27 protein-coding genes and 1 riboswitch are annotated in these 25,529 nt (G+C 42.7%); of the genes, 12 read left to right on the top strand and 15 right to left on the bottom strand.

Annotated elements, in window-relative coordinates:
• Positions 1 to 295: 295 nt before the first annotated feature.
• Entirely contained in the window at positions 296 to 2,467 is a 2,172-nt protein-coding gene (gene katG, locus L6421_RS08030) for a catalase/peroxidase HPI (protein ID WP_237261186.1), read from the top strand.
• A 28-nt stretch (positions 2,468 to 2,495) separates the two neighbouring features.
• Positions 2,496 to 2,657: a hypothetical protein gene (locus tag L6421_RS08025; protein ID WP_237261184.1), complete on the top strand. Its 162-nt coding sequence runs from the start codon at positions 2,496 to 2,498 to the stop codon at positions 2,655 to 2,657.
• A gap of 72 nt (positions 2,658 to 2,729) precedes the next feature.
• Here L6421_RS08025 and L6421_RS08020 read toward each other — a convergent pair whose 3' ends face one another.
• The 10 genes from L6421_RS08020 to L6421_RS07975 form a co-directional block, all read right to left on the bottom strand.
• Positions 2,730 to 3,050 carry a NifB/NifX family molybdenum-iron cluster-binding protein gene (locus L6421_RS08020; RefSeq protein ID WP_237261183.1) on the bottom strand — a complete coding sequence of 107 codons (321 nt, stop codon included), beginning with the start codon at positions 3,048 to 3,050 and terminating at the stop codon, positions 2,730 to 2,732.
• A gap of 60 nt (positions 3,051 to 3,110) precedes the next feature.
• Positions 3,111 to 3,518 (bottom strand): acyl-CoA thioesterase, encoded by a 408-nt coding sequence (locus L6421_RS08015; protein WP_237261182.1) that lies wholly within the window; start codon positions 3,516 to 3,518, stop codon positions 3,111 to 3,113.
• 9 nt (positions 3,519 to 3,527) lie between these two features.
• Complete coding sequence (locus L6421_RS08010; RefSeq protein WP_237261180.1) at positions 3,528 to 4,496, bottom strand: SLAC1 anion channel family protein; 969 nt, start codon at positions 4,494 to 4,496, stop codon at positions 3,528 to 3,530.
• Between the two features lie 37 nt (positions 4,497 to 4,533).
• On the bottom strand, positions 4,534 to 4,824 hold the full coding sequence (locus L6421_RS08005) for a DUF3817 domain-containing protein (protein WP_237261179.1): 291 nt from the start codon (positions 4,822 to 4,824) through the stop codon (positions 4,534 to 4,536).
• Between the two features lie 251 nt (positions 4,825 to 5,075).
• Positions 5,076 to 5,804, bottom strand: a complete 729-nt coding sequence (locus L6421_RS08000) for a c-type cytochrome (RefSeq protein ID WP_237261177.1) — start codon at positions 5,802 to 5,804, stop codon at positions 5,076 to 5,078.
• A gap of 23 nt (positions 5,805 to 5,827) precedes the next feature.
• On the bottom strand, positions 5,828 to 7,159 hold the full coding sequence (locus L6421_RS07995; protein WP_237261175.1) for an NAD(P)/FAD-dependent oxidoreductase: 1,332 nt from the start codon (positions 7,157 to 7,159) through the stop codon (positions 5,828 to 5,830).
• Positions 7,156 to 7,530 (bottom strand): c-type cytochrome, encoded by a 375-nt coding sequence (locus L6421_RS07990; protein WP_237261173.1) that lies wholly within the window; start codon positions 7,528 to 7,530, stop codon positions 7,156 to 7,158. Before L6421_RS07990 ends, L6421_RS07995 begins: the two co-directional genes overlap by 4 nt.
• 9 nt (positions 7,531 to 7,539) lie before the next feature.
• Complete coding sequence (locus L6421_RS07985) at positions 7,540 to 8,787, bottom strand: hypothetical protein (RefSeq protein WP_237261171.1); 1,248 nt, start codon at positions 8,785 to 8,787, stop codon at positions 7,540 to 7,542.
• Entirely contained in the window at positions 8,787 to 10,244 is a 1,458-nt protein-coding gene (locus L6421_RS07980) for a cytochrome c (RefSeq protein ID WP_237261169.1), read from the bottom strand. Before L6421_RS07980 ends, L6421_RS07985 begins: the two co-directional genes overlap by 1 nt.
• 293 nt (positions 10,245 to 10,537) lie before the next feature.
• Entirely contained in the window at positions 10,538 to 11,185 is a 648-nt protein-coding gene (locus L6421_RS07975) for a protein-L-isoaspartate O-methyltransferase family protein (protein ID WP_237261167.1), read from the bottom strand.
• Positions 11,186 to 11,416: 231 nt separating this feature from the next.
• Between L6421_RS07975 and L6421_RS07970 the strand changes: the two genes are divergently transcribed.
• Entirely contained in the window at positions 11,417 to 12,403 is a 987-nt protein-coding gene (locus tag L6421_RS07970; RefSeq protein WP_237261166.1) for an aminoglycoside phosphotransferase family protein, read from the top strand.
• A gap of 8 nt (positions 12,404 to 12,411) precedes the next feature.
• Here L6421_RS07970 and pnuC read toward each other — a convergent pair whose 3' ends face one another.
• The 5 genes from pnuC to L6421_RS07945 all read right to left on the bottom strand — a co-directional run bounded on the left by pnuC (position 12,412) and on the right by L6421_RS07945 (position 16,314).
• Positions 12,412 to 13,014 carry a nicotinamide riboside transporter PnuC gene (gene pnuC, locus L6421_RS07965; protein WP_237261164.1) on the bottom strand — a complete coding sequence of 201 codons (603 nt, stop codon included), beginning with the start codon at positions 13,012 to 13,014 and terminating at the stop codon, positions 12,412 to 12,414.
• On the bottom strand, positions 13,007 to 13,276 hold the full coding sequence (locus L6421_RS07960; protein ID WP_237261163.1) for a YkoF family thiamine/hydroxymethylpyrimidine-binding protein: 270 nt from the start codon (positions 13,274 to 13,276) through the stop codon (positions 13,007 to 13,009). Before L6421_RS07960 ends, pnuC begins: the two co-directional genes overlap by 8 nt.
• A gap of 27 nt (positions 13,277 to 13,303) precedes the next feature.
• Entirely contained in the window at positions 13,304 to 13,936 is a 633-nt protein-coding gene (locus L6421_RS07955) for a class I SAM-dependent methyltransferase (protein WP_237261162.1), read from the bottom strand.
• 24 nt (positions 13,937 to 13,960) lie between these two features.
• Complete coding sequence (locus L6421_RS07950; protein ID WP_237261160.1) at positions 13,961 to 14,203, bottom strand: hypothetical protein; 243 nt, start codon at positions 14,201 to 14,203, stop codon at positions 13,961 to 13,963.
• 77 nt (positions 14,204 to 14,280) lie between these two features.
• Complete coding sequence (locus L6421_RS07945) at positions 14,281 to 16,314, bottom strand: TonB-dependent receptor (protein WP_237261158.1); 2,034 nt, start codon at positions 16,312 to 16,314, stop codon at positions 14,281 to 14,283.
• A gap of 99 nt (positions 16,315 to 16,413) precedes the next feature.
• Positions 16,414 to 16,522: riboswitch (TPP riboswitch) on the bottom strand.
• 198 nt (positions 16,523 to 16,720) lie between these two features.
• Here L6421_RS07945 and L6421_RS07940 point away from each other — a divergent pair.
• The 9 genes from L6421_RS07940 (at position 16,721) to L6421_RS07900 (ending at position 25,512) form a co-directional block, all read left to right on the top strand.
• Positions 16,721 to 17,596, top strand: coding sequence for an HDOD domain-containing protein (locus L6421_RS07940; RefSeq protein WP_237261157.1), 876 nt, complete (start codon positions 16,721 to 16,723; stop codon positions 17,594 to 17,596).
• A 235-nt stretch (positions 17,597 to 17,831) separates the two neighbouring features.
• Positions 17,832 to 19,766 carry a threonine--tRNA ligase gene (gene thrS, locus L6421_RS07935; RefSeq protein WP_237261155.1) on the top strand — a complete coding sequence of 645 codons (1,935 nt, stop codon included), beginning with the start codon at positions 17,832 to 17,834 and terminating at the stop codon, positions 19,764 to 19,766.
• Between the two features lie 60 nt (positions 19,767 to 19,826).
• Entirely contained in the window at positions 19,827 to 20,387 is a 561-nt protein-coding gene (gene infC, locus L6421_RS07930; RefSeq protein ID WP_237264459.1) for a translation initiation factor IF-3, read from the top strand.
• 199 nt (positions 20,388 to 20,586) lie between these two features.
• Complete coding sequence (rpmI, locus tag L6421_RS07925; RefSeq protein ID WP_081696406.1) at positions 20,587 to 20,784, top strand: 50S ribosomal protein L35; 198 nt, start codon at positions 20,587 to 20,589, stop codon at positions 20,782 to 20,784.
• A gap of 15 nt (positions 20,785 to 20,799) precedes the next feature.
• On the top strand, positions 20,800 to 21,156 hold the full coding sequence (gene rplT / locus L6421_RS07920) for a 50S ribosomal protein L20 (RefSeq protein ID WP_237261153.1): 357 nt from the start codon (positions 20,800 to 20,802) through the stop codon (positions 21,154 to 21,156).
• Between the two features lie 215 nt (positions 21,157 to 21,371).
• Positions 21,372 to 22,370 carry a phenylalanine--tRNA ligase subunit alpha gene (pheS, locus tag L6421_RS07915; protein ID WP_237261151.1) on the top strand — a complete coding sequence of 333 codons (999 nt, stop codon included), beginning with the start codon at positions 21,372 to 21,374 and terminating at the stop codon, positions 22,368 to 22,370.
• Between the two features lie 23 nt (positions 22,371 to 22,393).
• Positions 22,394 to 24,781 (top strand): phenylalanine--tRNA ligase subunit beta, encoded by a 2,388-nt coding sequence (pheT, locus tag L6421_RS07910; RefSeq protein WP_237261149.1) that lies wholly within the window; start codon positions 22,394 to 22,396, stop codon positions 24,779 to 24,781.
• Between the two features lie 55 nt (positions 24,782 to 24,836).
• On the top strand, positions 24,837 to 25,130 hold the full coding sequence (locus L6421_RS07905; RefSeq protein WP_237261146.1) for an integration host factor subunit alpha: 294 nt from the start codon (positions 24,837 to 24,839) through the stop codon (positions 25,128 to 25,130).
• Entirely contained in the window at positions 25,117 to 25,512 is a 396-nt protein-coding gene (locus L6421_RS07900; protein WP_237261145.1) for a MerR family transcriptional regulator, read from the top strand. Before L6421_RS07905 ends, L6421_RS07900 begins: the two co-directional genes overlap by 14 nt.
• The last annotated feature ends 17 nt before the right edge of the window (positions 25,513 to 25,529 follow it).

The following is a 25,529-nucleotide window of genomic DNA, read 5'->3' as shown; positions in this document are numbered from 1 at the left end:
TGAAAAGCCAGCTTTTTTGCTGGCTTTTTTCGTTTTAGGTGTAGCTGGATTTAGTGAAATTTAAAAAGGTTATGTTGGCATTAATAAAATCCATAAGTCTAATTACTGAAGATTGTACTGTCTGAAATAATCTGGTTTAGCGTTTAAAGGCCTATAAAAGGGGAAAAACTATTAAAGCGAATACTTATATAGAATAAAACTATCAATTAGTTAGGTTTAATTGATTAGACAGATTATTGCAGGATGTTCAAAGATAAATATCATCCAAGACCTCAACAAAACAAAGGAGTTAGTTATGTCTCACGGAAAATGTCCTGTAATGCACGGTGCGAATACTGAAACACAGTCTTCGGTAATGGATTGGTGGCCTAATGCGTTGAATTTAGACATTCTTCATCAGCACGATAAGAAAACCAACCCGATGTCTGACGATTTCAATTACGCCGCCGCCTTTAAAACATTGGATTTAGAAGCCCTTAAAAATGACTTGAAAGCATTGATGACCGATAGCCAAGAGTGGTGGCCGGCTGACTGGGGACACTACGGTGGTTTGATGATTCGAATGGCTTGGCACTCGGCGGGTTCGTATCGGGTTGCTGATGGACGCGGTGGTGCGGGTACCGGCAACCAACGTTTTGCTCCACTGAACAGTTGGCCAGACAACGTTAACTTAGATAAGGCTCGACGTATTTTGTGGCCGATTAAAAAGAAATACGGCAACAAAATCTCCTGGGCGGATTTAATGATTTTGGCTGGAAATATGGCGTATGAATCCATGGGGCTTAAAACATTCGGTTTTGCAGGGGGGCGTGAAGATATTTGGCATCCAGAAAAAGATATCTACTGGGGTTCTGAGAAAGAGTGGCTAGCGCCTAGTGGCAGTGAAGGGAGTCGTTATTCTGGTGAACGCGATTTAGAAAATCCATTGGCCGCGGTCATGATGGGGTTGATTTATGTCAACCCTGAAGGGGTGGATGGTCATCCCGATCCGTTGAAAACGGCGGAAGATGTACGAACCACCTTTAAACGCATGGCGATGAATGATGAAGAAACCGTCGCTTTGACAGCCGGTGGTCATACAGTTGGTAAGTGCCATGGTAATGGTGACCCGGCTGAATTAGGTGCCGACCCGGAAGCGGCCGCTATTGAAGAGCAGGGACTGGGTTGGAACAACCATACCTCGCGCGGTATTGGGCGTAACACGGTTTCTAGCGGGATTGAAGGGGCTTGGACAACTCATCCAACGCAATGGGATAACGGCTACTTCTACCTGTTGTTCAACTATGATTGGGAATTGAAAAAATCACCTGCAGGAGCGCATCAGTGGGAGCCAATTAACATCAAGGAGGAAGACAAGCCTGTTGATGTTGAAGACCCTAGCAAGCGTTATAACCCGATTATGACCGATGCGGATATGGCGATGATCAAAGATCCGATTTATCGAGAAATCTCTAAGAAGTTCTATGAGAATCCAGACTATTTCTCAGAAGTTTTCGCTCGCGCGTGGTTTAAGCTGACCCACCGTGATTTAGGTCCAAAAGCGCGTTATTTAGGAGCGGATGTACCTGATGAAGACTTGATTTGGCAAGATCCGATCCCTGCGGTTGACTATACGTTAGATGCTGCAGAAATCGCGGAACTCAAAGCAAAAATCTTAGCCTCAGGATTGAGTGTTTCCGATTTGGTTGCCACTGCATGGGATAGCGCTCGTACTTATCGTGGTTCCGATATGCGTGGTGGTGCGAATGGTGCCCGCATCCGCCTAGCGCCCCAAAAAGATTGGGCAGGTAATGAACCTGAACGTTTACGCAAAGTGTTGGGTGTACTTGAAGGCATTCAATCCGGGCTTGATAAACCCGTGAGTATGGCCGATTTAATCGTACTGGGTGGTACGGCAGCGGTTGAATCTGCGGCGAATCATGCGGGTGTGGCGGTGACGGTGCCATTTGCTCCTGGTCGTGGTGACGCAACGGCAGATATGACGGATGTAGAGTCGTTTGAATATCTTGAGCCAGTACACGATGGTTTCCGCAACTGGTTGAAAGCGGATTATGTGGTTTCGCCTGAAGAGATGATGTTGGATCGTGCGCAACTGTTAGGTTTAACCGCTCCGGAGATGACGGTGTTAGTAGGTGGGATGCGAGTTTTGGATACCAATCATAGTGGTAGTAAACACGGCGTATTTACTCATCGTGAAGGTGTATTGAGCAACGATTTCTTCGTGAATTTAACGGATATGGCGAATAGCTGGCATCCAACCGGAGAGAATAGCTACGAACTTCGTGATCGTAAATCGGGTGCGGTTAAGTGGACGGCCACACGGGTCGATTTAGTCTTTGGCTCGAACTCGGTTTTGCGCTCCTATGCCGAAGTTTATGCACAGGATGATAATCAAGTGAAGTTCGTAAATGACTTTATTGCGGCGTGGACAAAGGTGATGAACGCCGATCGTTTCGATCTAGCTTAAAGCTCATTTAGTCTCTGTGGTGAATTCGATGGAATTGCCATTTCCAGCATTTGCTAACAGAAAACAAAAATCTTTAAATGTAAACGCTGAAAAATCAAAACCCTATGTTGGCTTGGCTAATGTAGGGTTTTTCAATAACGGCGATTTTCAAAGCATTTCGTCACTTCATGACGGCTTAGTTTCTGTTTAGAGCAAAGATTGTTTAACAAACTGGACTCTATTCTGGTTTTAACCAGGCCTGGTCGATTGGTAACCGCTTTGTCTAGGCATTGACGATGGATTGAATGATAACTTCAGGGTCCTCTTCCGTGGTGGTGTAAATCCGGATGTTATCTTGGCTTAAACGATTACTTAATCTTTCTCCCAGACCTTGGGTAATAAAAACACTGATACCATAAAGAGGATGTTCGGGGTTTTGAGATAGAGCTCCCGAGAAGTTTTTGAAAACCTGCTCTTTGGATAATTTAATATGAGATTTCTTGATATTTTTATCTTGGTCAATCTCATAGATTAAGTACCCTGGGCATTTGCCCGCGTGGCCGGAAATGGTTTTAGCGTTTGGGCTGGTAATGGCGATTTTCATGATTGTCCTTAAGATATAGAGCGCTTAAGTAAAGGCGCTTGAGTAAAAACACTGCTCAGATTAAAACAAGGAATCCAGCGGGCTGTTACGCATCGGTTTGTTCTGATTATCAACGGTCACCACCGTGGTTTTGGCACTGGCTAAAAGTGCATCAGTTTCATTGCTGTATATGTGCTGTTCAAAACAGACTTTCAAGCGTGACTCTCGGTGTGGTGTCAAGCTGACCCTGAATTGATCATGCGCTCGAATGGACGACTTATATTCAATCTCGATTTTAGCGACCATCAGGTTTATGCCTTGTTTGGCAAGTTGGGCGAAATCTATCTGGTGATCAAGCAAAAACCGATGCCGAGCGTGTTCAAAATAGTGTTGATAGTGGGCATTATTAACCACGCCCTGTATATCACACTCATGGTCACGCGCCTCCATATTTACACTGAACACTTCTGTTAGTTCGTTCTGGTTCATAAGGTTTTATTAGTGTTGGTCATTACAGATTTGCTGTAGATATACGGCTTTACTGGTTTTGGCCAAGAACAGCAAAACGATGAATAGTAAAAACAGGTGGATGGCTATGCCGATATAGAGATAAACCTCATGCTGGGTGATGTGCGCCATCTTATAACTGGCAATTGCCATAGCGGCTAATGGGAAGGTAAAGGCCCACCAAGATAAGGCAAAACTCAGTTTCATAAACTTGCCTGCCGATACCAACATTAACAGCGTCATGGCTAAACCGAAGAAATACAACACCATGGCAAACTGGTTAAGTTCTTGGTTGTTTAACGCCAGGTAAGAGATAAAGCCCACCGCAGGAGGGGCGATAAAGATGAATAAAGTTGGGATGAGTTTTTGCTGTAATGGCGTGTGAAAGATAATCCGGTTGACCAAAATCGCTTTAACAATAATCCAAAAAATGATGCCAACGGAGAAAAAGAACCAGCTGACTTCGATTGGCGCGTGGTGAATGCCGACGATAGGTACCACAATATTACCGACAATCGGAATAAACCAAGCGGGGTTGGAGTGTTCTGGAGTAAAGAAGTCATGGTGAATCCAGTTGTACAATACCCAATAGGTCAGACTAATTTGTAAGATGGCACCTGAGATCCATAGGTATTTGGATAACTCCGCGTATCCTAGATTATAGAAAGCGATGCTTAGTAACAATAGACTAATGCTGATTGTGGGTACAAAGTTCATTTTGATGGGGTGTTTAAGTTCCGCAATGACCTCTTTTGGAAACTTGAGAATTTTATAACCGTACATGGTCAGTAAAATCGCAAATAGTAACACGGTCAAACCAAGTGATAGGTCAACGAATGATGCGCTACTATTGTAGATTTTTGCCAGTTCGATAAAGGCGATGCTCAGTCCGCTTAACCCCATAATCATGCCAAAGAAGCTGGCCGGAAAATAAGCGATATTTTGTAATCTTTGTAACATGTTGTTTTCCTGTTATATGTGAAGAAAAGACAATCGGTTAGCGAAAAGCACTTCTACGGCTAAGCACTTTTGCTTTGTATACAAAACTACCAAAAGGAATGAGAGAGGCAATGAATCCTACGGCGGCATATTTCTTTTTTAACTTGAGTTTTGAGATTGCATAGAAAATAAACAGGTTAAAGAGGATAAATAAAGCGCCGTGAATCGGCCCTATAATCGTGACCGCTTCAGGAACCCCAGCCAAACGTTTCATGGGCACTGCGACAAACAGTAAAAGCAGCAGAGAACTTCCTTCTAAAATTGAGAGTGTTTGTAACGTTTTCATCATGTTGGGTCTTTTGTTTCAGGGAATAATCGTTTTTAAAAATACTTGGTTTTGTAAACTCATATCGGATGAATAGATCAGTTTACAAAACCAATGATTCTTACAGAGGTAAAAGGATGCCTCTCAAAATCTTTCGAGAGGCGTTTTTTAGGAGAGTCGGTTGCTGTTTTTATACTGCAACCACGGTCAACGTGCTTAACCACCACATTAACGCAATGGAGCCAAACGTTAAAATTAACCCCCAAATAATGGCTTTAATTCCTGTCATGATTGTCTCCTTGTTTATTCAACGTCGCGTAGTAATACGCTAACGCTTGGATTTCATCATCCGTTAAGTCGTGGGTGAATTGTGCCATGCCTTCGTTGACATCGTTATGACGATGTTTTCCTTGATAAGCTTTCATGGTGCGTACAAAGTATTCTGGAACTTGGCCGGCAATGGCTGGGGTAATGCCTTTACCTTCGCCATGAGCACCATGACAAGATGCGCAAGGTACTATCATGCGGCTTACATCACCTTTACGTACCAGTCGGTCGATATCGGCTGCAACCGGCTTGGTTTCGATATCCCAGGTCGTTGCTGGATTGCTGGCATAAAAAGCCGCTACATCGGCAATCTGTTGGTCATCCATTGCTTTGGCAAGCTTAACCATAATATTGGCTTGTTTATAGTTTTCCCAGCGACGACCATCTCGATAATCTAACATCATCTTAGTGGTGTATTCAGCCGTTTGACCATTTAACGATGCATAGTTACGGGAAGGGGATTCTCCCTTTTCACCATGGCATGCATTACACATCATCTGTTCATGAATCTTTTGGCCGTTTGTAGCCTCACCTCGAGGCATCGCCTTGATCTGGTTTTCTAAGGCGAAGTTAGACCAAGAAGATGCATGAGGTTTTTCATCATGACCCGAGAATGCCGCACTGCTCGCAAGAGTTGCTGAAACTAAAGCAGTGACTAATAAAGTCTGTTTTAACATATCTTTTTCCTCACTACTTTTCATTAAGAGAACACATCTTTAACAAATTCACGTTGCCAGTTCTTTTGGTAAACCGCTTCTAGAATTGGTTGCGCTGTTTTTTCCGTAATAGGTGAAACACCTGCTGATTTGCCTTTTGGTTGAATCAGTCCGTCACGTACTTCGTAAATCGCCGCGATGGATACACCGTAGTTTTCACCCGCTAGACTGTAGCAAACATTCGAGTAGATTGCCGTACCAGGAGTTTGCCCTTTAAGGGTGTCAGCAACCGCTTGCGCACAAACCTTCGCTTGTGAATTGGCAGAATAACCTGATTTAGGCATCGCATCGGCAATTGAGCTGTCACCTAATACATAGACTTCTTTTTGAATGGACGATTCCATGGTGTTTCGTTCAATAGGACACCAGCCAGAAGAGTTGGTTAACCCTAGCTTCTGTGCCAAGACACCCGCACGCTGATTAGGGATGATATTGATTACATCAGCTTTAAAATCGCCACCATCCGTCTCAACCGTTTTGGTTGCGGCATCTAAACGTACTACTCGACCGCCTTCAGAACCAGATACCCATTCAATTAAAGAGTTATCTGACTTGTAGCCGTATAAACGTTCCCAGGCCTTCTTAAAGGGTACATCCTTAGTAAAACGGTCTTTAGGGTCAAGTACAATCAACTTGGCCGTAGGATTGTGCTTTTTAAAATGCTCGGCAAAGAATGAAGCTCTTTCGTATGGTCCTGGAGGACAACGGAAAGGGTTTTGTGGTGGAGCGATAATCGCGGTACCACCTTGCGGCATAGCAAGTAATTGCTCTCTTAACTTAAGAGTTTGAGGGCCAGCCTTATAGGCATGTGGAAAATCGCCAGCGGCTAATTCCGCGTCATAACCTTCATAGTCTTCAAACTTAAAGTCGATACCAGGGGAAACCACTAACTTGTCATAAGAAACGGTTTGGCCCTTTTGAGTGCGGACTGTTTTCTTGTCAAAATCTGCTCCAACCACCTTATCGATGATGACATTGATATGGTATTTCGAACTGACGGTATTTAGGTTGAATGTCAGTTCATCTAAAGTGTGCATCCCTACAATGACGTCATTACTTCTTAAACAAGTAATGTATTCCGGCTCTTGTTCAATAATGGTGATTTTTACGTCAGGGTCTGCGAAACGTAGGTATTTTGCAAAAGTTGAACCACCAACACCACCACCTAAAACCACTACGTGGGCGGCCGATTTTGCAAACGCTTGTTTGCTTGCCCCAAAAATCCCCGTACCTGCAACAGCAGTGGCACCAAACAGTTTGATTAAGTCACGACGGGTGATTTTTTGATCAAAAGTCTTATTTTCTAACTGGCTCATTTTTGACCTCCTGTCGAATTTGCTTTTTGTGCTTCATTTAAGCTTGTGTTTTCCCACTGCTTAAGAGGCTGCTTTTCAAACCAAACAGCCATCGCTTCGATTTCTGCATCGGTAAACCCACGTGCCACACGATCCATAATGATTGCAGGACGAGTACCTTCACGGTAAGCAATCATTGCTTTGGTGAACTGTTCCACAGGCATCCCCGCTAAAGGTGGCATGGCTTCTAAAAACTCTTGTCCGTTGGTGCCGTGACAAGGAGCACATTGCCAAGCCATGGCCGAGCCCGTTGCGATAGGATTTTGTCCTTCCGCCAAGACCGGTTGAGCAAGCGTAAGAGCGAAGGCACTGATTAATAATTTCGTTTTCATATTATTCTCCTATTGCGCCCACACGTAAAAACCGACCACAAAGAATTGCAGTGTCCAAATAGCCACCACCCAGATAGCGATAGTTCCCATACGGTTAACCATTGGGCTTGGTGTGTAAACCCCCACGGTTTGGCCAGCCTGCCAAGCAATCGTCAGGAAGTAGGCTAAAACCGTACCACCTACAATCGCAAAGGTTAAGAAGAACAGGCCTGTTGAGTACCAGTCCATAACGACCTTATAGTCCATGAAATCGTAACCGAAGAAACCATCTAAGATGCCATAACGAAGCATTTCACGCGAAATGGCGACCACTAGACCAATCACTAAAGCCATCGGCAGAGCCATATAGCTACAGAACATGGCATCACCACGTAAACGAACCTGAGCCCAAATTGCATAGAACAGAACCATAACGCCACCGATAATGCCCCAGAAAGAGGTTGCAAAATCACCTGCAGTTTCTGGAATGGTCATCATCCAAGCAACATATAAAAGCGCAGAGATTACAGAGCCAAGTTTTATCCATTTTTTACCAATCTTGGCTGCCCAGTTCAGGTATTCATGGTCAGCGTCTTCACGAACCATTTTAAAGCGACGGTAAGTCACTAACATGCCGCCTGTTACAGGGATTGCCATGCTGATAAAGAACGCGAAACGCCATAGGTTGTATGCATGCAACTGAGTACCTGAGTAATCAATCACACCGTTTTGCACATACCACTCTTTCCATAATTCTGGATGTAGTATCTGAGAAGTTAGGCTGTGCATGATAAAACCGACCACTAACATCAAAGCCAAGCTGGTTAGCATCCAAACTTTGCCTTTTGGTTCTTTGGTTTTATCTTTCTCTTTACTGTTCATGAAGTAGTAGGCATACATAGCCCAATAAGCAAAGATGAGAATTACGATAAACGCAATTACCCATACGGCAGATAGTACGTTCGAGGTATACCAGTGTGGGTCATAAACCACCTGCACGAACAGCAGGGGAGCAACACCGATTACAATGGCGACCGATACTGAAACTTTTGCAATTTCAAGCATCGCTGCCGCTAGACGACGCCATTTAGCATCGTTTTTAAAAGCACCAAAAATGGTGATGACTGATGTACCCAGCATCAACTGTACAAACAGAATGTGCAAGGCAAAGGTCAATACCCCTAAGCCGATAAAGATAATAGGGTAGGTTGGTATGCCAGCAGGATTACGCAGTGCATACATCATCTCGGTTACTTGAGTAACTTGTGAAGCGTCCATTATTTCACCTCCTGTGAGAGTTCAAGTACTGCAACTTTGTCCATTGCATTCTTCTCAACTAAAGCACGGTCACGGTTTTCAACTTCTTGTTTAATTGCCGCGGTGATTGCTTTCTGACCCCCATTGTTATTCATAACAAGGTAAGCCGATAAAGCTTCAACTTCAGAATCTAACATTGGCATTTTCGGCATATAAGCGATATTTCCTGTTGTTAGAACCCCTTTGACGTACTTCTGCATACGTTCTTCGGTTACGCCGTCTGGGAAATAACGGTGCAGAGGGCGAATCCCGGTTTCACTTGGAGAGTGACAGTTTGAGCAATAAACCATGGCGATATATTCACCTGCCTGGATTTTGTTGCCGGCATTAACCGTTTGTAGATGTTCTGGGGTGAACGGGTGTGCTTTTAAGATACCGACTTTTTCGATAGTCGGTAGCTGGGATTTAATATCCATCCCTGGGACATCACGACCAATCACTTGGTTTGAATAGACATATTGACCCGCAACATAAGGTTTACGCATGGATTCACGAGCGGTCTCTTCTGGCCATAAACCGGCCACTAGGATGATGACCGCCATCGCTCCGGCAAAGCTTTCAACAATAATCTTTGGCTGTAGCATGGTTACGATGAAGTAGCCTAAAGTTCCCGCTAATACAATCATAATACTTGGGCCAAAATAATCTGGTAGACGGTTTTCCATCACCAATAATGCTTGCTCTGGTACTGCGGTCAAATATAGTTGGAATAGAGCGGCACCTACTAAGGTTGAGATAATCCCTAACCAACCCAATTTACGCGCCATCTCTTTTTTGAATGCGGGGTCTTTAATGCCGGCAACGACAATTCCACCGACTACCGCAGTCATGGTGAACATGAAGGCGATACGCATGCCTGTTTGAATAAAGGTGTTGGTACCGTAGAAACCATTTAGATAGCCTCCCTCTTCAAACCATACTTCTTTACCAGGTAACATCATGAACGACAAGATACCAACGATAATCAGCAATGTAGCAAAAGAAGCGACACCAAAAATGATGGAGATTTTCATATGGGTACGTTTATCCACTTTACCTACAAGGTAAACAATCATGTAAACGCCCACTACTTCAATAACGAAGAAGACCCATTCAGTAGCCCATTTCCAAACAAATGAGTGGATTAAAGCGCCAATCCCGTTCGGGCTAGCAACGGTAGTGGAGTACCAAATCCCAGGTCCGGTAATCGAGCCGGCAACATAGGTGAATACCATTAAAAAAAGACCATACTTTTTAATGAAATCAAGCAGGTCATCACGATCTTCGCGATAAGCTTTATGTGAAAGATAGGCAAACAACATAGCCGCACCCACGGAGGTGTGAGAAGCGAGTACGTGGAATGTAGCGATTAATGCAACCACCCAGCCAGAACCAAGCATCGGTTCGTACCAAGTAGGATAGAGGCTAATCAAATCCATATGAAATTCCTTACTATTAATGTGGTTTATGCTGCATAAGTTAAACTTATGCTTGGGTTGTATTGTAAAAGGCTAAACTTTCTTTTTGAATTCAAAAGAATTTATTGATAAGGGTATAAAAAAACTTATGATTAAGTTTGGTTGTACGTATTTGATTCTAAATCAAATTTAATTGGATGTGGTGAAAAAATAATTAAATGGTACGTTAAGTTACTAGTTAGGTTGTGACTCTAGAGGCTAATCAGGGGTCGATTAGCCAATGAGTAGAGAGGGATTTTTACTGGGGGGAGATTTTAGAACGCAAAAGTGCTTTCAGGGTTAGCATTGGTTAACGGCGCCAAGTCTGTTTCAAATAACGTTTCCGTTTCCCATTCTTGATCGCTGATGCGAGTAATGACTTGAGCACTCATGGCTGGTGATTCACCTGTGATAACCGCTAGTCTGCCACCCAGTGTTAGTTGTTCTTTATAGCTTTGTGGTACGGTTTGAGTCGAACCGGTCAATACAATCGCATCGTATTGTTTGCCATCATTCCAACCTTGAGACGCATCACCACAAGCAAATTCAATGTTTGTGTAATCCTCCAAACGAGCCTTAGCGATATCCAAAATATCTTGATGGAGTTCAACGGTGGTAACCGATTTGCCTAAGTTTGCCATCAACGCCGTCATGTAGCCTGAACCTGTACCAATTTCCAGTACAGTGTCATTTTCATCAATATCTAGAGCTTGCAGAAGACGGCCTTCAATTTTTGGAGCCATCATGGTTTGGTTATGGCCAATCGGTAACTCGATATCCGAGTATGCCAATGCTTCATTGCCAGCTTCCACAAATAAATGACGAGGAATATCCATTAATAAATCAAGAATTTTGGGGTCCAAAACATCCCAAGGGCGAATTTGCTGTTCTACCATGAAAAAGCGCGCTTGATCTAGATTCATTGTGTTTTCCTTTATTATTCTTTATACATTGTGTGGTTGTTAATAACCCCTAAACGGACAAACCACAAAATTAAAACCGAACGATTATATCTAATAACGCACTCTTTATAAATGCTTTGTTGGTAAACTTATTGATAGAGTTTTGTTTGTTTGGCTTGATTGTTTAGAAATTGCTTGTTTTTACAGGTATTATGGCCAGGTTAACAAATCACAGGTTTTATTCACATCCGCATGCAACACGATAAGATTTTACAAGCACAATCGCCGTTTGTTCGATTCAAACGTGTGGAGTTGCAGAAATACCAAAAAATATCCTATTCAGAAAAGCTACCAGGCCTGTATGAAGACAGTAGTAGCGAAGTTTGGCTCATTGAACATCTTGACATTGATGGGCATTCAATAGAGGCGGTTGTTAAGGCTTATAACAGAACAGATGACATCACCCCGTTTTGGAAAGCCATGCAAATTTTGTTCGGTTTGGATTTATGTGATTCTTATCAGCTGGCAAAATTTAGCTATCCGTTGCTTTCTCAAATAACCAGCCTAAAAATACCTGAAGTATATGACTGTTTGGTCGCTGAGGATGTGTGTGCGCTAGTATTGGAAAACATCAAAGGGCAAACATATTCGGCCAGAGATAGTTGCGCTATGACCGTTCGGCAATTGGCTGGGTTTTTAGCCGAAATGCACTCTCATCCAGTTGAAAAAATCGGTTTCATTACAGAAGAAAATTTAAATGAGCCGGCAGCGCATGCGAATCCGACCGACCAGCGTTTGTTGAAGGAATGGCAAACGAATCTAACAAAAACGATTCTCTCTTTATCCAAAGATATAGAGGTTTCAGAACCTCTGTTAGCCAAGGCTTTGACTGATGTCGAAAAGGTATCCATTACTAAGCTGGTGCCGTTGATGTTGGACTTAAGGTGGGACCAGTTCGCCCAGCAAGATGGAGTTTTGATGGGGATTTATGATTTGGATGCCTTTGTGTTTGCTCCGGTCGAGTTGGATTTTGTGATTTTGGAGTACTTACTCACGCCTAGCCAGCTACAGCTGTTTGAAAAGGAGTATCAGCTCAGAATAGCTGGGCAACTGCCTTGTCTGCAAGGTGTTAGGCATGTCTATCGAGTTTTGCTGTTTTTGATGAATGTATTGGGTGAGTCTGATATGGAAAAATGGATGGCTCAGCCGAGTTATTTTAACGGTAAAGATTGCTGTTAATATAGGTGTTAAACAGCATGTAGTTTTTTCCAGTTAAGATAACCATAGGCGGCTAAAACCAGGTAAACAGTAAACATGACAATGGTGGCGTAAAACCCTGTTTGCCAATACAGAGCAATGGCAAAGCTATCGATTACAATCCAGTACAACCAGTTCTCTATGACTTTACGCGCCATCAGTACGGTTGTCATCACTGAAAAAACCATGACGAACGCATCCAAATAGGGTAGTTGGGTTTCCGGAAAAGAGTCAAGGTAGTAGCCTATTAAAAAGGAAATCACCAGGCCTGCTGTAATATACATAATATGGAACTTAAGCGGGCGGCTAGTGATTGCAATGATGTTTTCCGTATTGTTAACTCCTCGCCATAGGATAAAACCATAAACAGCCATCCCCATATAGTAAAAGTTCAATAAAGCCTGCATGGGAAGCTGCCCCTCCCAAAAAAGCACGGTATAGATTACCGTGCTTGCAAAGGCTGCTGGCCAACACCATGCGGACTCTTTGGCCGCTAAAACAACGTATAGAATACCTAAGCTTGCAGCAAGTAATTCCCAAGAGGATTGAACTGAAAACTGATGGATGATTTCAGTTATCAACGAGTTATCCACAGGTATCAATCACCGCTTTTTCACGGTCTGTACCAATCAGTTTAATCACAAATACGGTTTCCGGTATCTGCTCCAATACTTTAAGCATCTCGGTGTTTAAAGTGTCCATGACGGCTTGATAATCACCATAGATGTGGGTAGACATACTGTTACGTTGAATGGAAACCTCCGGGTGGCTTTCCAGTTCATCGATAAAGTCGATAATAGGTTGGCAGTACTGTTCTCTTAATGGGTACATGCTGATTTCAACAGAAGCTTTCATAATTTTTCCTAAGTTATGGAGGGGTGGTTAAGAGGTTTTTACGGCACGTAATACGATGAACGCCCCTTGGTCATGTCCAGGCAGGATGTCATGACTCTTCTGCTTGGTTTGGTTTTCTGGAAGAACCGTTTGAACCGTTTGGAAATCGCTAAATCCAGCTTGTTCTAAAAACCCTTTAATTTCATTGTAACTGTAAAACGTGGCATCGCAATAAAAAGGGTTTTCATGTTTATGTTTTTCATAAGTTTTACCTAGCTCAGAATTTTTCTCTAAAAATGCGATAATGATTTTCCCGTTATCATTAGTGACACGGGCGGCCTCTTGATAAGCTTTGAGAGGGTTGTCCAAAAAGCAAGTAGAGGTGATGAAAATAGCATAATCGAATTGGTTATCTTCCACAGGTAGTTGTTCAGCAACCCCTTCGATTAACGACAGTCCTCTAAATTTTGCTTGTTCACGCATGGCTAAAGCAGGTTCAATGCCCGTGTCGATGTTAAGTGGTGCGGTAAAGCGACCACTGCCGGCACCGATTTCGATACCTTTCCCTTCAGGAAGCAGTTTTTTGATGGCTTCTATCTCAGCTTGGTAGATGTCTGGATTTTCATCAAACCACTCATCATAAGTGGTCGCGTGGGATTCATATCCTTGGGTTTTAGGCATGGCAATATTCTCTTAATTGATGTTCTAGTGGCAACCACCAGAAAGTTTGATAATAAAAACACTTTCTGGAATCTCTTTTAAGGTGGTGTGTATTTCGGTTTGGAGCATAGGCATGATTTGCTGGTATTCACCAAAAATAAAGGTACTCATTCTGCCGTATTCAATTTCAATCCCCGGATTTTGAGAGAGTCTATCAATAAAATCAATAATAGGCGGACGGTACTGTTCAAGTAAGGGGTACATACTTATTTCAACGGATATTTTCATGACGAGTTCCTGTCAGTGTGTCAGAAAGCAATAAGGGCTCAGACGAGCCCTTAATTGTATTGCTAATCCACTAAGAATTAAAAGTAAACTCTAGCAGTAACACCTAGCTGACGTGGGTCGCCTAATCTGATAAAGCCTCGGTCACCAGAACCATCTAGGTCAAAGTAAAAACCTCTTGTTGCATAACGTTCATCAGTTAAGTTTTTGCTCCAAAGGTATACTTCATAATCTGGTGTTTCATAACCAATTCGAGCGTTAGCAACTACATATGCCTTGGATTCAAAATTATGTACATTATCAAAATAGAACTTATCAACAGCGGTTATATCGGCTTGAGCATAAAACCCGTTTGAACCACTGTATTTTGTACCTAAATTCATTTGGTAGTTTGGGGCATGGGCTTGCTCACGATCAACGATTACATAATAATTAGAAGCTGGATTTCCTTCAACATTGGTTTGGATTAAACCTACAGAACCATATAGGTTCCAGTGTTTATTGCTTGCCCAGTTAAAGCTTCCTTCTAAACCGTAGTTTTGTGCGGAATCAAAGTTTTCAGTATAGAAAAGCCAAGGATCAATTCCTGTAACTGCCGGTGCGGTATAACCGTCAAATTGAGGATTGTGTCTATCCATATAGAAGAAAGTAGTGCTTGTCTTTAAACCATATTCTTTATAGTTTGATTTTAAACCGATTTCATAATTATAAAGGGTTTCAGAATCAAAACTCTCATTAGCCGTTCCGGCTAAGTCAGAGTTGAAGCCTCCAGTTTTGTAACCACGCGTGATACCTGCATAGGCCGCATGTTTATCGTTGTATTTATAACTATAGCTTAAGCTTGCTCCCCATAGCATTTCATCTGGGTCAAAACGGTTGTAGTCATCTTTATATGTACTATCATTACGTTCAGCTCTTAGGCTTGCCGTGATGGTCGTCTTGTTGTTTGTGTGAATATCTAATTGACCGAAGCCAGCGAATTTGTTGATTGTATAATCACTGGAAGATAGCCAGCCCGCATCGTTTTCATGATTAGTTTCATCTAGGTGGGATGCGTATAGCCCGACTAACCAATCTGTATTGTTAAATAATCTAGATTTTGGAGTTGATAACCAACGTAGTTCTTGACTATAGGTCTTGCGCTCTTTTTGGTTTTCATAATTGGCGCCCCAAGCAGTAGTTGGTCCCCAGTCATAATCATAACCATATTTCATGTCTGAGTTTGCGAGACTTGTTTTGCTTTCTAGGACGTAATTGGCATTGCCTTTCCAATTAACCTTCAATGATGCAGCATTAGATAATTGAGTGTCTTTACCTGGATCGTTTGACAAGGTTGTAAAGGTATTATCGGCAGACCAGGCATCATAACCATTATTCAAATCAGCATGAATCACAGATACATCAACGGTTGTGTCTGAATCTGGGAAGAAACGCATCTTCCCGCGTAAAGTGAGTTCATCACGACCATTGGTATCGGTTCTATCCAATGTTTCATTGGTACGGAAACCATCACTGCCGTGTTTGAAGATAGATAAACGATATTGTGGTGCATTTTCTTTGGTGTTGATAGGGCCGCTTGTCACGATACCGAATTCTTTCAAGTTGTCTTGACCAATGGTCAGTTCAGCCATGCCTTCTTCTTCAGCGGTAGAGTCATTGGTTTGGATATTGATTAAACCACCAATGGCGCTTTGGCCATAACGTGTATTTTGTGGGCCGCGTAATACTTCAACCTGCTTGACATCAAATAGATTGCCGACCATGCCAATGCCGCTGAAATCGATATCGTCAATGGCAAAACCAACGCTTGAGTTGGGTGCGCCAGTATATTCGTCACGCTCACCGATGCCGCGAATTTGAATGTGGCGGGCACGCGAGCTTTGTCCTGAGTAGTTGACGTTAGGGGTTTTTAAAAGGACATCGTCAAAATGGGTTGCACCTTGATCTTGTAAATCGGCTTGCGTTTTCACATCCACACTTGCAGGAAGGTCTTGTTCTGTTGATTGGCGTAAATCTGCATTGACTATGATTGGCGCAAGCTCTTCTGCCATAATCGGCGTGCTTAACAGTAGAGTGCTAATGGCAAGCGTTATCGGTTTTAATTTGATATTCATGTGTGTTGTCCTTTTTAGCGAGGAAGGCAATACACAAGCTTGAGTTTTGAAACTCAAAAAAAGAAACAAGACCTTACGAGGTGAGGCTGAATGCTGATTCTTGTGGTATGTTTGCCGTTCCTACGCCAGTATTAACTGGATCAGGTTCAAAGGGTCTTTCAGTATCGAAATCTCAGGCTAGATAAAATAGCCGCCCCTGGCGAACAATAGCTCTATTAGTTTTTAACTCTAGTTATGGTTTAATATGACTACAGCTCAATAAAGCTATCTGATTGATTTTTATGGTTTTAAAAAATGTGCGGATTGTACCTGAATATTGTTTAAAATGAAATGCTGTAAATGGCGTAGGCTTATTCAAGAGGTGGGCTAAGTTTGCTGTGAAACTAAAAAGAGTAAAGGTATATAAATGAGTAATGTTGCAACCCCTAATCCAAGTAAAGAGATTTTGGAGCGTTTAAAGTCTTTAGATGCTTTGCCTCACTTTCCTGAGGCCTTGATGAAGTTAGAGCGAGCAATTGCCAGTGATAGCAATATCAGTGTGGATGATATTGTCTCTCTAGTGGCGCAAGACCCGCGAATGGTCACCAGGTTGATCGAGTTGGCCAATAGCGCAAGATATTCGATGGGAAACAAAGTGACAGCTCTGTCTGATGCTATTGTTTTGATTGGTTATCAAGAAGTCCGTTTAATGGCTCATGCTATCAATTATCAGAGTACGGTCAAGAGAAAACCGCCTTTTAGTGACAAGCATTTTTTAAAGCACGCATTTTTATCTGGGTTGGTGGCGCAAAATTTAGCGAAATTTTTAAAACTGGATTCTGGAGAGGCGTTTTTAGCGAGCTTATTGCGTGATATCGGTATTTATCTTCTCGCAACCGAGGATAGGGATAAGTACCTGGAGGTGATCAAACTTACCGATTATGACATCTCTAAGTTGCCGATGGCGGAAAATAAAATCTTCAACACTTATCATCCATTGATGAGTGCGAGGTTGCTGCAGCAGTGGGGGTTTCCCGTAGAGGTAGTTATGGGGGTGGCATTTCACCATAATCCAGGCAAGGCGGATGATGCATTTAAGCCTATAGCGCATCTGACTTTCTTGTCCGAGCAAGGGGTATTTAGATTAGGATTCGATAATGGGATTGCCGATATCAATGATGAAGATCGAGAAGAGCCTTCAGCCTTGCTCTTGAAGTCATTGGACTATTTCAAATTACCCTTGGAAAAGTATGACGAGTTGTTGCAAGTGGCGCTTAATGATGCTGAAGCCATGAATTTTTAGTCAGTCTCAGCGCAGCGATTGGCGAGGGGCTAACCGTTTAGCTTTGTTCAATGTTTTTCTACTGCAAGCTCACCAGGCCTGGTGAGTTTCGCGATTCAAATTTCCAATCATCTTGTCTGATGGCGTTAAGTGCTTATTTCAGTAATAAAATCCAATTAAAAGCTAAATATCTTGTATTAGAAAATGCTAAAATAACTGGCTAATTTTTTAAACGATCTATGAAGAGAATAAATCGATGCCAATCATTACGTTACCAGATGGTTCTACAAAACAATTTGATGAAGCTGTTTCAGTCATGCAAGTGGCGGAAAGCATTGGGACAGGGCTTGCAAAAGCAACGGTAGCTGGACGTGTTAACGGACAGTTAAAGGATGCATGCGATTTAATCACGGAAGATGCATCGTTAGAAATCATCACCATGAAAGATGAAGACGGTGTTCACATCATGCGCCACTCATGTGCCCATTTGTTGGGTCATGCGTTAAAGCAGTTATATCCTGATGTGAAGATGGCGATAGGTCCAGTTGTTGAAAACGGCTTCTATTATGACATCGATATGGAATATAAGGTCACGCCAGACGATTTGAAAAAAATCGAGAAGCGTATGCAGGAGCTGGCTAAAACAAAATACCCTGTCGTGAAGAAGATGCTTTCACGTGAAGAGGCGATTGCTACTTTTGAAGCGCGCGGTGAAGACTACAAATTAGAATTGATTCGTGACTTACCAAATGAGACTGAATTCGGTTTCTATTTCCATGAAGAATATGTCGATATGTGTGTAGGGCCGCATGTGCCGAATATGGGGTTCATCAAAGCGCTTAAATTGACACATGTAGCAGGTGCTTATTGGCGCGGCAACTCAGAAAATAAAATGTTGCAGCGTATCTACGGTGTGGCTTTTGAAGATAAGCAGTCTTTGAAAGATTACCTACATATGATGGAAGAAGCGGAGAAGCGTGACCATCGTAAACTTGGTAAAACCTTAGATTTATTCCATGTCGAAGACTTGGCTCCAGGAATGGCTTTTTGGCATCCGAAAGGCATGACTTTATACCGTATCGTTGAAGAGTATATGCGTGGTCAATTAGTTGAGAACGATTACCAAGAGATTCGTACCCCATTGATTCTTGATCGCTCGCTTTGGGAAAAGTCAGGGCATTGGGACAAATTCAAAGACAATATGTTTACTACCGAGACGGATAACCGTGACTATGCGGTTAAACCAATGAACTGTCCTGGACATATCCAGGTGTATAACCGTCACTTGAACAGTTACCGTGATTTACCGATTCGCATCGCTGAATTTGGTACTGTTCACCGTAATGAACCTTCCGGGACGTTGCATGGTTTGATGCGTGTACGTTCGTTCACTCAAGATGATGCGCATATTTTCTGTACTGAAGAGCAGATTAAAGACGAAGTGCAGGCGTGTATCAATTTGGTGTTTGAAACCTATGCGGATTTCGGTTTCGATAATATTGCAGTTAAGTTCTCAACTCGCCCAGAGCAACGAGTGGGTTCGGATGAAGTATGGGATTTAGCCGAGCAAGCACTGGAAGCAACGTTGCAAGATGCAGGTTTAGATTATAAATTACAGCCTGGTGAAGGTGCTTTCTACGGTCCTAAGATTGAATTCCAGTTAAAAGATTGTATCGGTCGTGTTTGGCAGTGTGGAACCATTCAGTTGGATTTCTCAATGACTCAAGCAGAGCGATTGAATGCGGTCTATATTGGTCAAGACAATGAGAAACATCACCCAGTAATGATTCATCGTGCCATTCTTGGTTCGCTTGAGCGTTTTGTCGGTATTTTGATCGAACATTATGAAGGACGCTTCCCAACTTGGTTGGCTCCGGTTCAATGTGTTATCGCTCCAATTGCCGATGTCCACAGCGAATATGTGGTTAAAATGACTAAAAAATTGAAAAAACATGGGTTTAGAGTCGAATCGGACTTGAGAAATGAGAAGGTTGGGTTTAAAATTCGCGAACACACAATGCAACGTGTTCCATATATTTTGGTTGTAGGTGATCAAGAAATGGAAAACGGAACGGTCAATGTTCGTGCAAGAAATGGTGAAAACCTAGGTTCTTACGATTTTGAAACACTTGTTAGCATGCTAACAACAGACATTGCTCAGCTAGGACGTGTAGTAGAAACTCAACAATAGTTTTACACGTAATACAGATGCATTGAAAAGATTAATTAATTGGAGGATGTTGCTATAGCAATTAGAAGAGGTGGTCGTGGTCGACCACAACAACCAGAAGCACCAAAAGACAGAATTAACAAAGCCATTTCAGCTACACCTGAGGTACGACTGATTGATGCACAAGGCGAACAGGCCGGTGTTGTATCCATCCAAGATGCTTTAGCTCAGGCAGCAGAAGCGGGGTTAGATCTGGTTGAAATTACTGCGAAAGCTAATCCACCAGTTTGTAAGATCATGGACTATGGTAAATATCTTTACCAGCAGCAGAAAAAGCAGCATGAAGCTAAGAAAAAGCAGAAGCAAGTCCAGGTTAAAGAAGTTAAGTTTCGCCCAGGAACTGAGGAGGGAGATTATCAGGTCAAACTACGCAACCTGCTGAAATTCCTAGAAAAGGGAGATCGTGTCAAGGTAACCATTTGGTTCCGTGGTCGCGAAATCACTCATAAGGAACTGGGACTTAAAATGTTGGAACGTGTTAGGGATGATATTCAAGAGGTTGCGACCGTTGAACAGATGCCTAAGATGGAAGGCCGTCAGATGCAAATGATGGTTGCTCCAACTAAGAAAAAGCAATCTTAAAGGGTTAATTAGTTAACCATTTTGAATTGCTATACAACAGCTGGGGTCTGTTTGTTTTATATAAACAGATTTCTGGTGCAGCTTCCTCAGTGCTGTTCGTTGTTCCAAGAATGAATCTAATTGTTAATTTGATTAGGTTTAATATAAAACTGAAGTGGCTCAATTTATTGAGTATCACTTAAATGCGGAGTTTCATTCAATGCCAAAGATGAAAACAAACAGTAGTGCTAAAAAGCGCTTCTCAAAAACTGGCTCAGGTCGTTTCAAATGTAAACAATCTCACCTTCGTCATATTCTGACTAAGAAGTCGACTAAGCGTAAGCGTCAACTTCGTTCTGGAAGTATGATTCACGATCACGATGTAGCGATGGTTCGCCGCATGCTACCGTTCGCTTAATTGGAGATTTGAGAAATGGCAAGAGTTAAAAGAGGTGTCATCGCACGCCGTAGACACAACAAAGTATTAAAAGCAGCTAAAGGTTATTACGGAGCGCGTAGCAAAGTATTTCGCGTTGCTAAGCAAGCAGTAATCAAAGCTGGTCAGTATGCATACCGCGACCGTCGCACTAAAAAGCGTCAGTTCCGTCGTTTATGGATTGCTCGTATCAACGCAGCAGCTCGTATGAACAACATGACATATAGCCGTTTCATTAACGGTCTAAATGTTGCAGGTATTGCAGTTGACCGTAAAGTATTGGCTGATATCGCAGTTCATGATGCGGCAGCATTTACTGCTATCGCTGAAAAAGCAAAAGCAGCATTAGCTTAATTTGCGTACTGGTTTAGGCCAGTAGTTAAATAGGGGACTTTGGTCCCCTATTTTTTTCATTCAATTAAGCCATACGCAATACCTTATTTATTCACATAATAGCTATGAAAGATTTTATTGATTGAATTGATTCATGAATTCAATTTGTATATTGGCTTGCCAATATCTCAGTGAAATGTTTCCTATCTATTAAACCGTTTTGGGACATTTATTAAATGCAAGAACGCCTTCAAAATATACTTTCACAAGCGCAAGACGCGGTTGCTGAGGTAACAGAATTAAGTAAATTAGACGAGCTTCGAGTTCACTTTCTTGGTAAGAAAGGGGAGTTGACTGAAATGATGAAGACCTTAGGGAAACTCTCTGCAGAGGAGCGCCCTAAGGCTGGTCAGGTCATCAATGAAGCCAAGCAAGCTGTGCAAAGTTTATTAAACGCCAAAAAGAAAGAGTTGGATGATGCTAAGCTCGCTCAAAAGTTGGCTGAAGAAACTGTCGATATCACGCTTCCTGGGCGCGATGCCGATGTAGGTAGCTTGCATCCTGTTACTCGTACCTTGACTCGTATTGAAACCTTGTTTGCCAATGCGGGGTTTGATGTGGAAACTGGCCCTGAGATTGAGGATGACTGGCATAACTTCGAAGCATTGAATATCCCCGAAACGCACCCAGCTCGTGCGATGCACGATACTTTCTATATTAGCGAAAACACCGTGTTAAGAACTCATACTTCAGGTGTGCAGATTCGTACCATGGAGAACAAACAGCCTCCTTTGAGAATCATCGCTCCTGGCCGTGTATATCGTTGTGACTCTGACCAAACCCATACACCTATGTTCCATCAGGTTGAAGGTTTGATTATCGAAAAAAATGCCAGTTTTGCACAGTTGCGTACATTGATTATTGAATTTTTACGTAAGTTTTTTGAAGACGATGAGCTTAAGGTTCGTTTTAGACCATCTTACTTCCCATTTACCGAACCTTCTGCCGAAGTCGATATTGCCACCAATTTATTCGGTGATGGTCGTTGGATTGAGGTGTTAGGTTGCGGAATGGTGCACCCTAATGTACTAAAAAACGTCGGTATCAATCCAGATGAATACACCGGCCTGGCTTTCGGGTTGGGTGTGGAGCGTCTTGCGATGTTGCGTTACAACGTCAAAGACTTACGTCAATTCTTTGAAAACGACCTACGTTTTCTTCAACAGTTTAAATAACCAGGCCTGGTGAGAATAGAAATATGAAATTTAGTGAAAATTGGCTAAGAGAGTGGACAAATCCACAATGGGACACCAATGAATTATCTGAAGCATTAAGTTTAGCCGGCCTGGAAGTGGATGGCGCTGAACCGGTTGCAGGAGCCTTTACCAATGTTGTAGTGGGGCATGTGCTTTCAGTTGAAAAGCATCCCGATGCAGACAAATTGAATGTCACCCAAGTGGATGTCGGTGAAGCGGAACCTGTACAGATTGTCTGTGGTGCCAAGAATGTGGTTGCCGGTATGAAAGCCTGTTGCGCGAAAGTGGGCGCAGTTTTACCAGGGGATTTCAAAATCAAAGCCGCGAAACTACGCGGTGTACCATCCAATGGAATGCTGTGTGGTGCAACGGAAATCGGTTTGCCTGATGATGGTGTTGATGGGTTGCATGTTTTACCTAGTGATGCGCCGATAGGTATGGATATTCGTGAATACCTGGATTTGAACGATTCGAGTATTGATGTGGATTTAACACCTAACCGTGCCGATTGTTTCAGTGTGTTGGGTCTAGCACGTGATGTTCACGCAATCAGTGGCGCACCGTTTACTCAGCCTTTTGTCGATCAGGATATGGCTGGCTCAACGGCATGTACACAAAATGTGGTGGTGACAGAATCGCAGGCATGTCCTAAATATGTAGGTTGTGTAGTAACCGGTTTTGATGCCAATGCCAAAACGCCTGCGTGGATGGTGCAAAAGTTACAGCGTTCTGGTCTGCGTTCATTAAGCCTAGTCGTGGATATCACCAACTATGTATTGATGGAGTTAGGCCAGCCAATGCACGCTTTTGACTTGGATGCTTTACAAGGCGATATTCAAGTTCGAATGGCCAAAGCAGGGGAAAAGCTAGTTACCTTGGATGAAAAGGAAATCACCCTTGCAGATGATACGCTTGTTATCGCTGATGATAGCGGGGCAATTGCGCTGGCCGGTATTATGGGTGGTTTGTCTACTTCTGTGACTGACAGCACGACTAAAATCTTCTTTGAATGTGCGCATTTTTCACGTTTGGCGATTACCGGTAAGGCGCGTCAATATGGTTTACATACCGATTCATCAATGCGCTTTGAGCGTGGTGTTGATCCAATGTTGCCAGAGCGTGCGTTAAACCGTGCATTACAACTGTTTACTGAAATTGCCGGTGGTGAAGTTAGTTCGTTTGAATCGATTGTTTCAGAAATATATTTACCTAAACCAGCGGTGATTGAATTACGCCGTGAAACCATTGCCAATCGTTTGGGGGTAGCGGTTGCTGACGAACAAGTTCAGCAGATTTTTACCGACCTAGGCTTTGCGATTCAAGATAGTGATGCTGGTTGGACGGTAACCGCACCAAGTTTCCGTTTTGATATGGCGATTGAAATGGACCTGATTGAAGAGATAGGGCGGGTTTACGGTTATAACAACTTACCAGAAACTCCTGTAATGGCGCCAATGACATTGAATGAACTCCCAGAGTCAGAGCAGTCATTGAAAGCTTTAAAAACCGGTTTGGTGCAGCGTGGTTATAACGAAGTGGTCACTTATAGCTTTGTGGCTGAAGACAAGCAAAAGGCGATTGCTCCTGATTTGCCTTATATCCTGTTGAAAAACCCAATCTCGGATGATATGAAAGCGATGCGTACCACTCTGTTTACAGGGCTGTTACAGAGTATGGCTTACAATCAGAACCGCCAGCAAGCCCGTGTACGATTATTTGAAACAGGCTTGGTGTTCTATAAGAATGAATCGGAACCAACCGGCGCAACCCAAGTTCCGATGTTTGGTGGTGCGATTGTTGGGCCTGCCAAAGTTGCTGGTTGGGATATGGATTCACGCAACGCAGACTTTTATGATTTAAAAGGCGATGTTGAAACATTGCTAAGTATGAGTCATAAATTGGATAAAGTACGTTTTGAAACATGCAGCAATCCGGCACTACACCCTGGGCAATCAGCCTCGATTACCTTAGATGGTACTGAGATTGGTGTCATGGGACAACTGCATCCGCAGTTGGTGAAAACCATGGGTGTCAGTGGTACGGTCTTTATGTTCCAGATCCGCCAAGATGCTCTGTTGACCATGGATGTGCCAAAGGCATCGGCTATCTCCAAGTTCCCTGAAGTTCAGCGTGATTTGGCTTTTGTTATGGACGCGAACCAGCGTGTTCAAGAGTTAATCGATGCAGTGACTTCAGTTGAATCGGACATTTTACAGTCGGTAGATATTTTTGATATCTATCGTGGTCAAGGTATTGATGAAACGCAAAAGAGTATAGCGATTACTTTGCGAATTCAGCATCAAGACCGAACTTTACAAGATGAAGAGGTTGAAAACCTAGTCGCTGAAATTTTAACAGCTGCTAAAGCCGTTAATGCAGTACTACGTTAATCGAACCTCAACAACAATAATAATTAAAACAAGCTAAACGTAATAGGAAAATCATATGACGTTGACTAAAGCAGACATTGCACAAGACCTAGCCGATACTTTTGGTTTTAACAAACGAGAATCTAAAGAGTTGGTTGAACAGTTCTACGATGAAATCAGTGATGTATTGGTCTCTGGTGAGCAAATCAAGTTATCTGGTTTTGGTAACTTCGAACTGCGTGATAAAGCCCCTCGTCCTGGACGTAACCCAAGAACCGGTGAAGATGTTCCCATTTCTGCGAGAAGAGTGGTAACATTTAAGCCTGGACAAAAATTGCGTGCTCAAATAGACAACCATGGCCAAGCCTAAGAATCAGAGTCAATTTGCCGAGCAACTTGAAATAGAGTTGCCCGATAAAAAATACTTCACCATCGGTGAGGTGGCTGATATTTGTCAGCTAAAATCCCACGTTCTACGTTATTGGGAGCAAGTATTCCCGCAACTTGAGCCTAGCAAACGTCGTGGACGTCGCTATTATCAGAAGAATGATGTGGTTTTGGTATTGGAGATTAAGAGCCTATTGCATGATCAGGGGTTTACCATTCCTGGTGCAAAAGCTCGACTCTCTAAACGAGAAGTGGATCTATCTGATGTGGCTCTGAATGTCGAGCAAAAATCCGCTGTTGAAGAACTCCAGCAGATGAAAAATGAACTCATTGAGTTTAGGAATTATATTAACAAGCGTTATTAAAATAACGTTGAAGTTTG

The organism is Thiomicrorhabdus immobilis, from assembly GCF_021654855.1.
In the GTDB taxonomy this organism is placed as follows: domain Bacteria; phylum Pseudomonadota; class Gammaproteobacteria; order Thiomicrospirales; family Thiomicrospiraceae; genus Thiomicrorhabdus; species Thiomicrorhabdus immobilis.
This window is presented reverse-complemented; position numbering and strand designations above follow the sequence as displayed.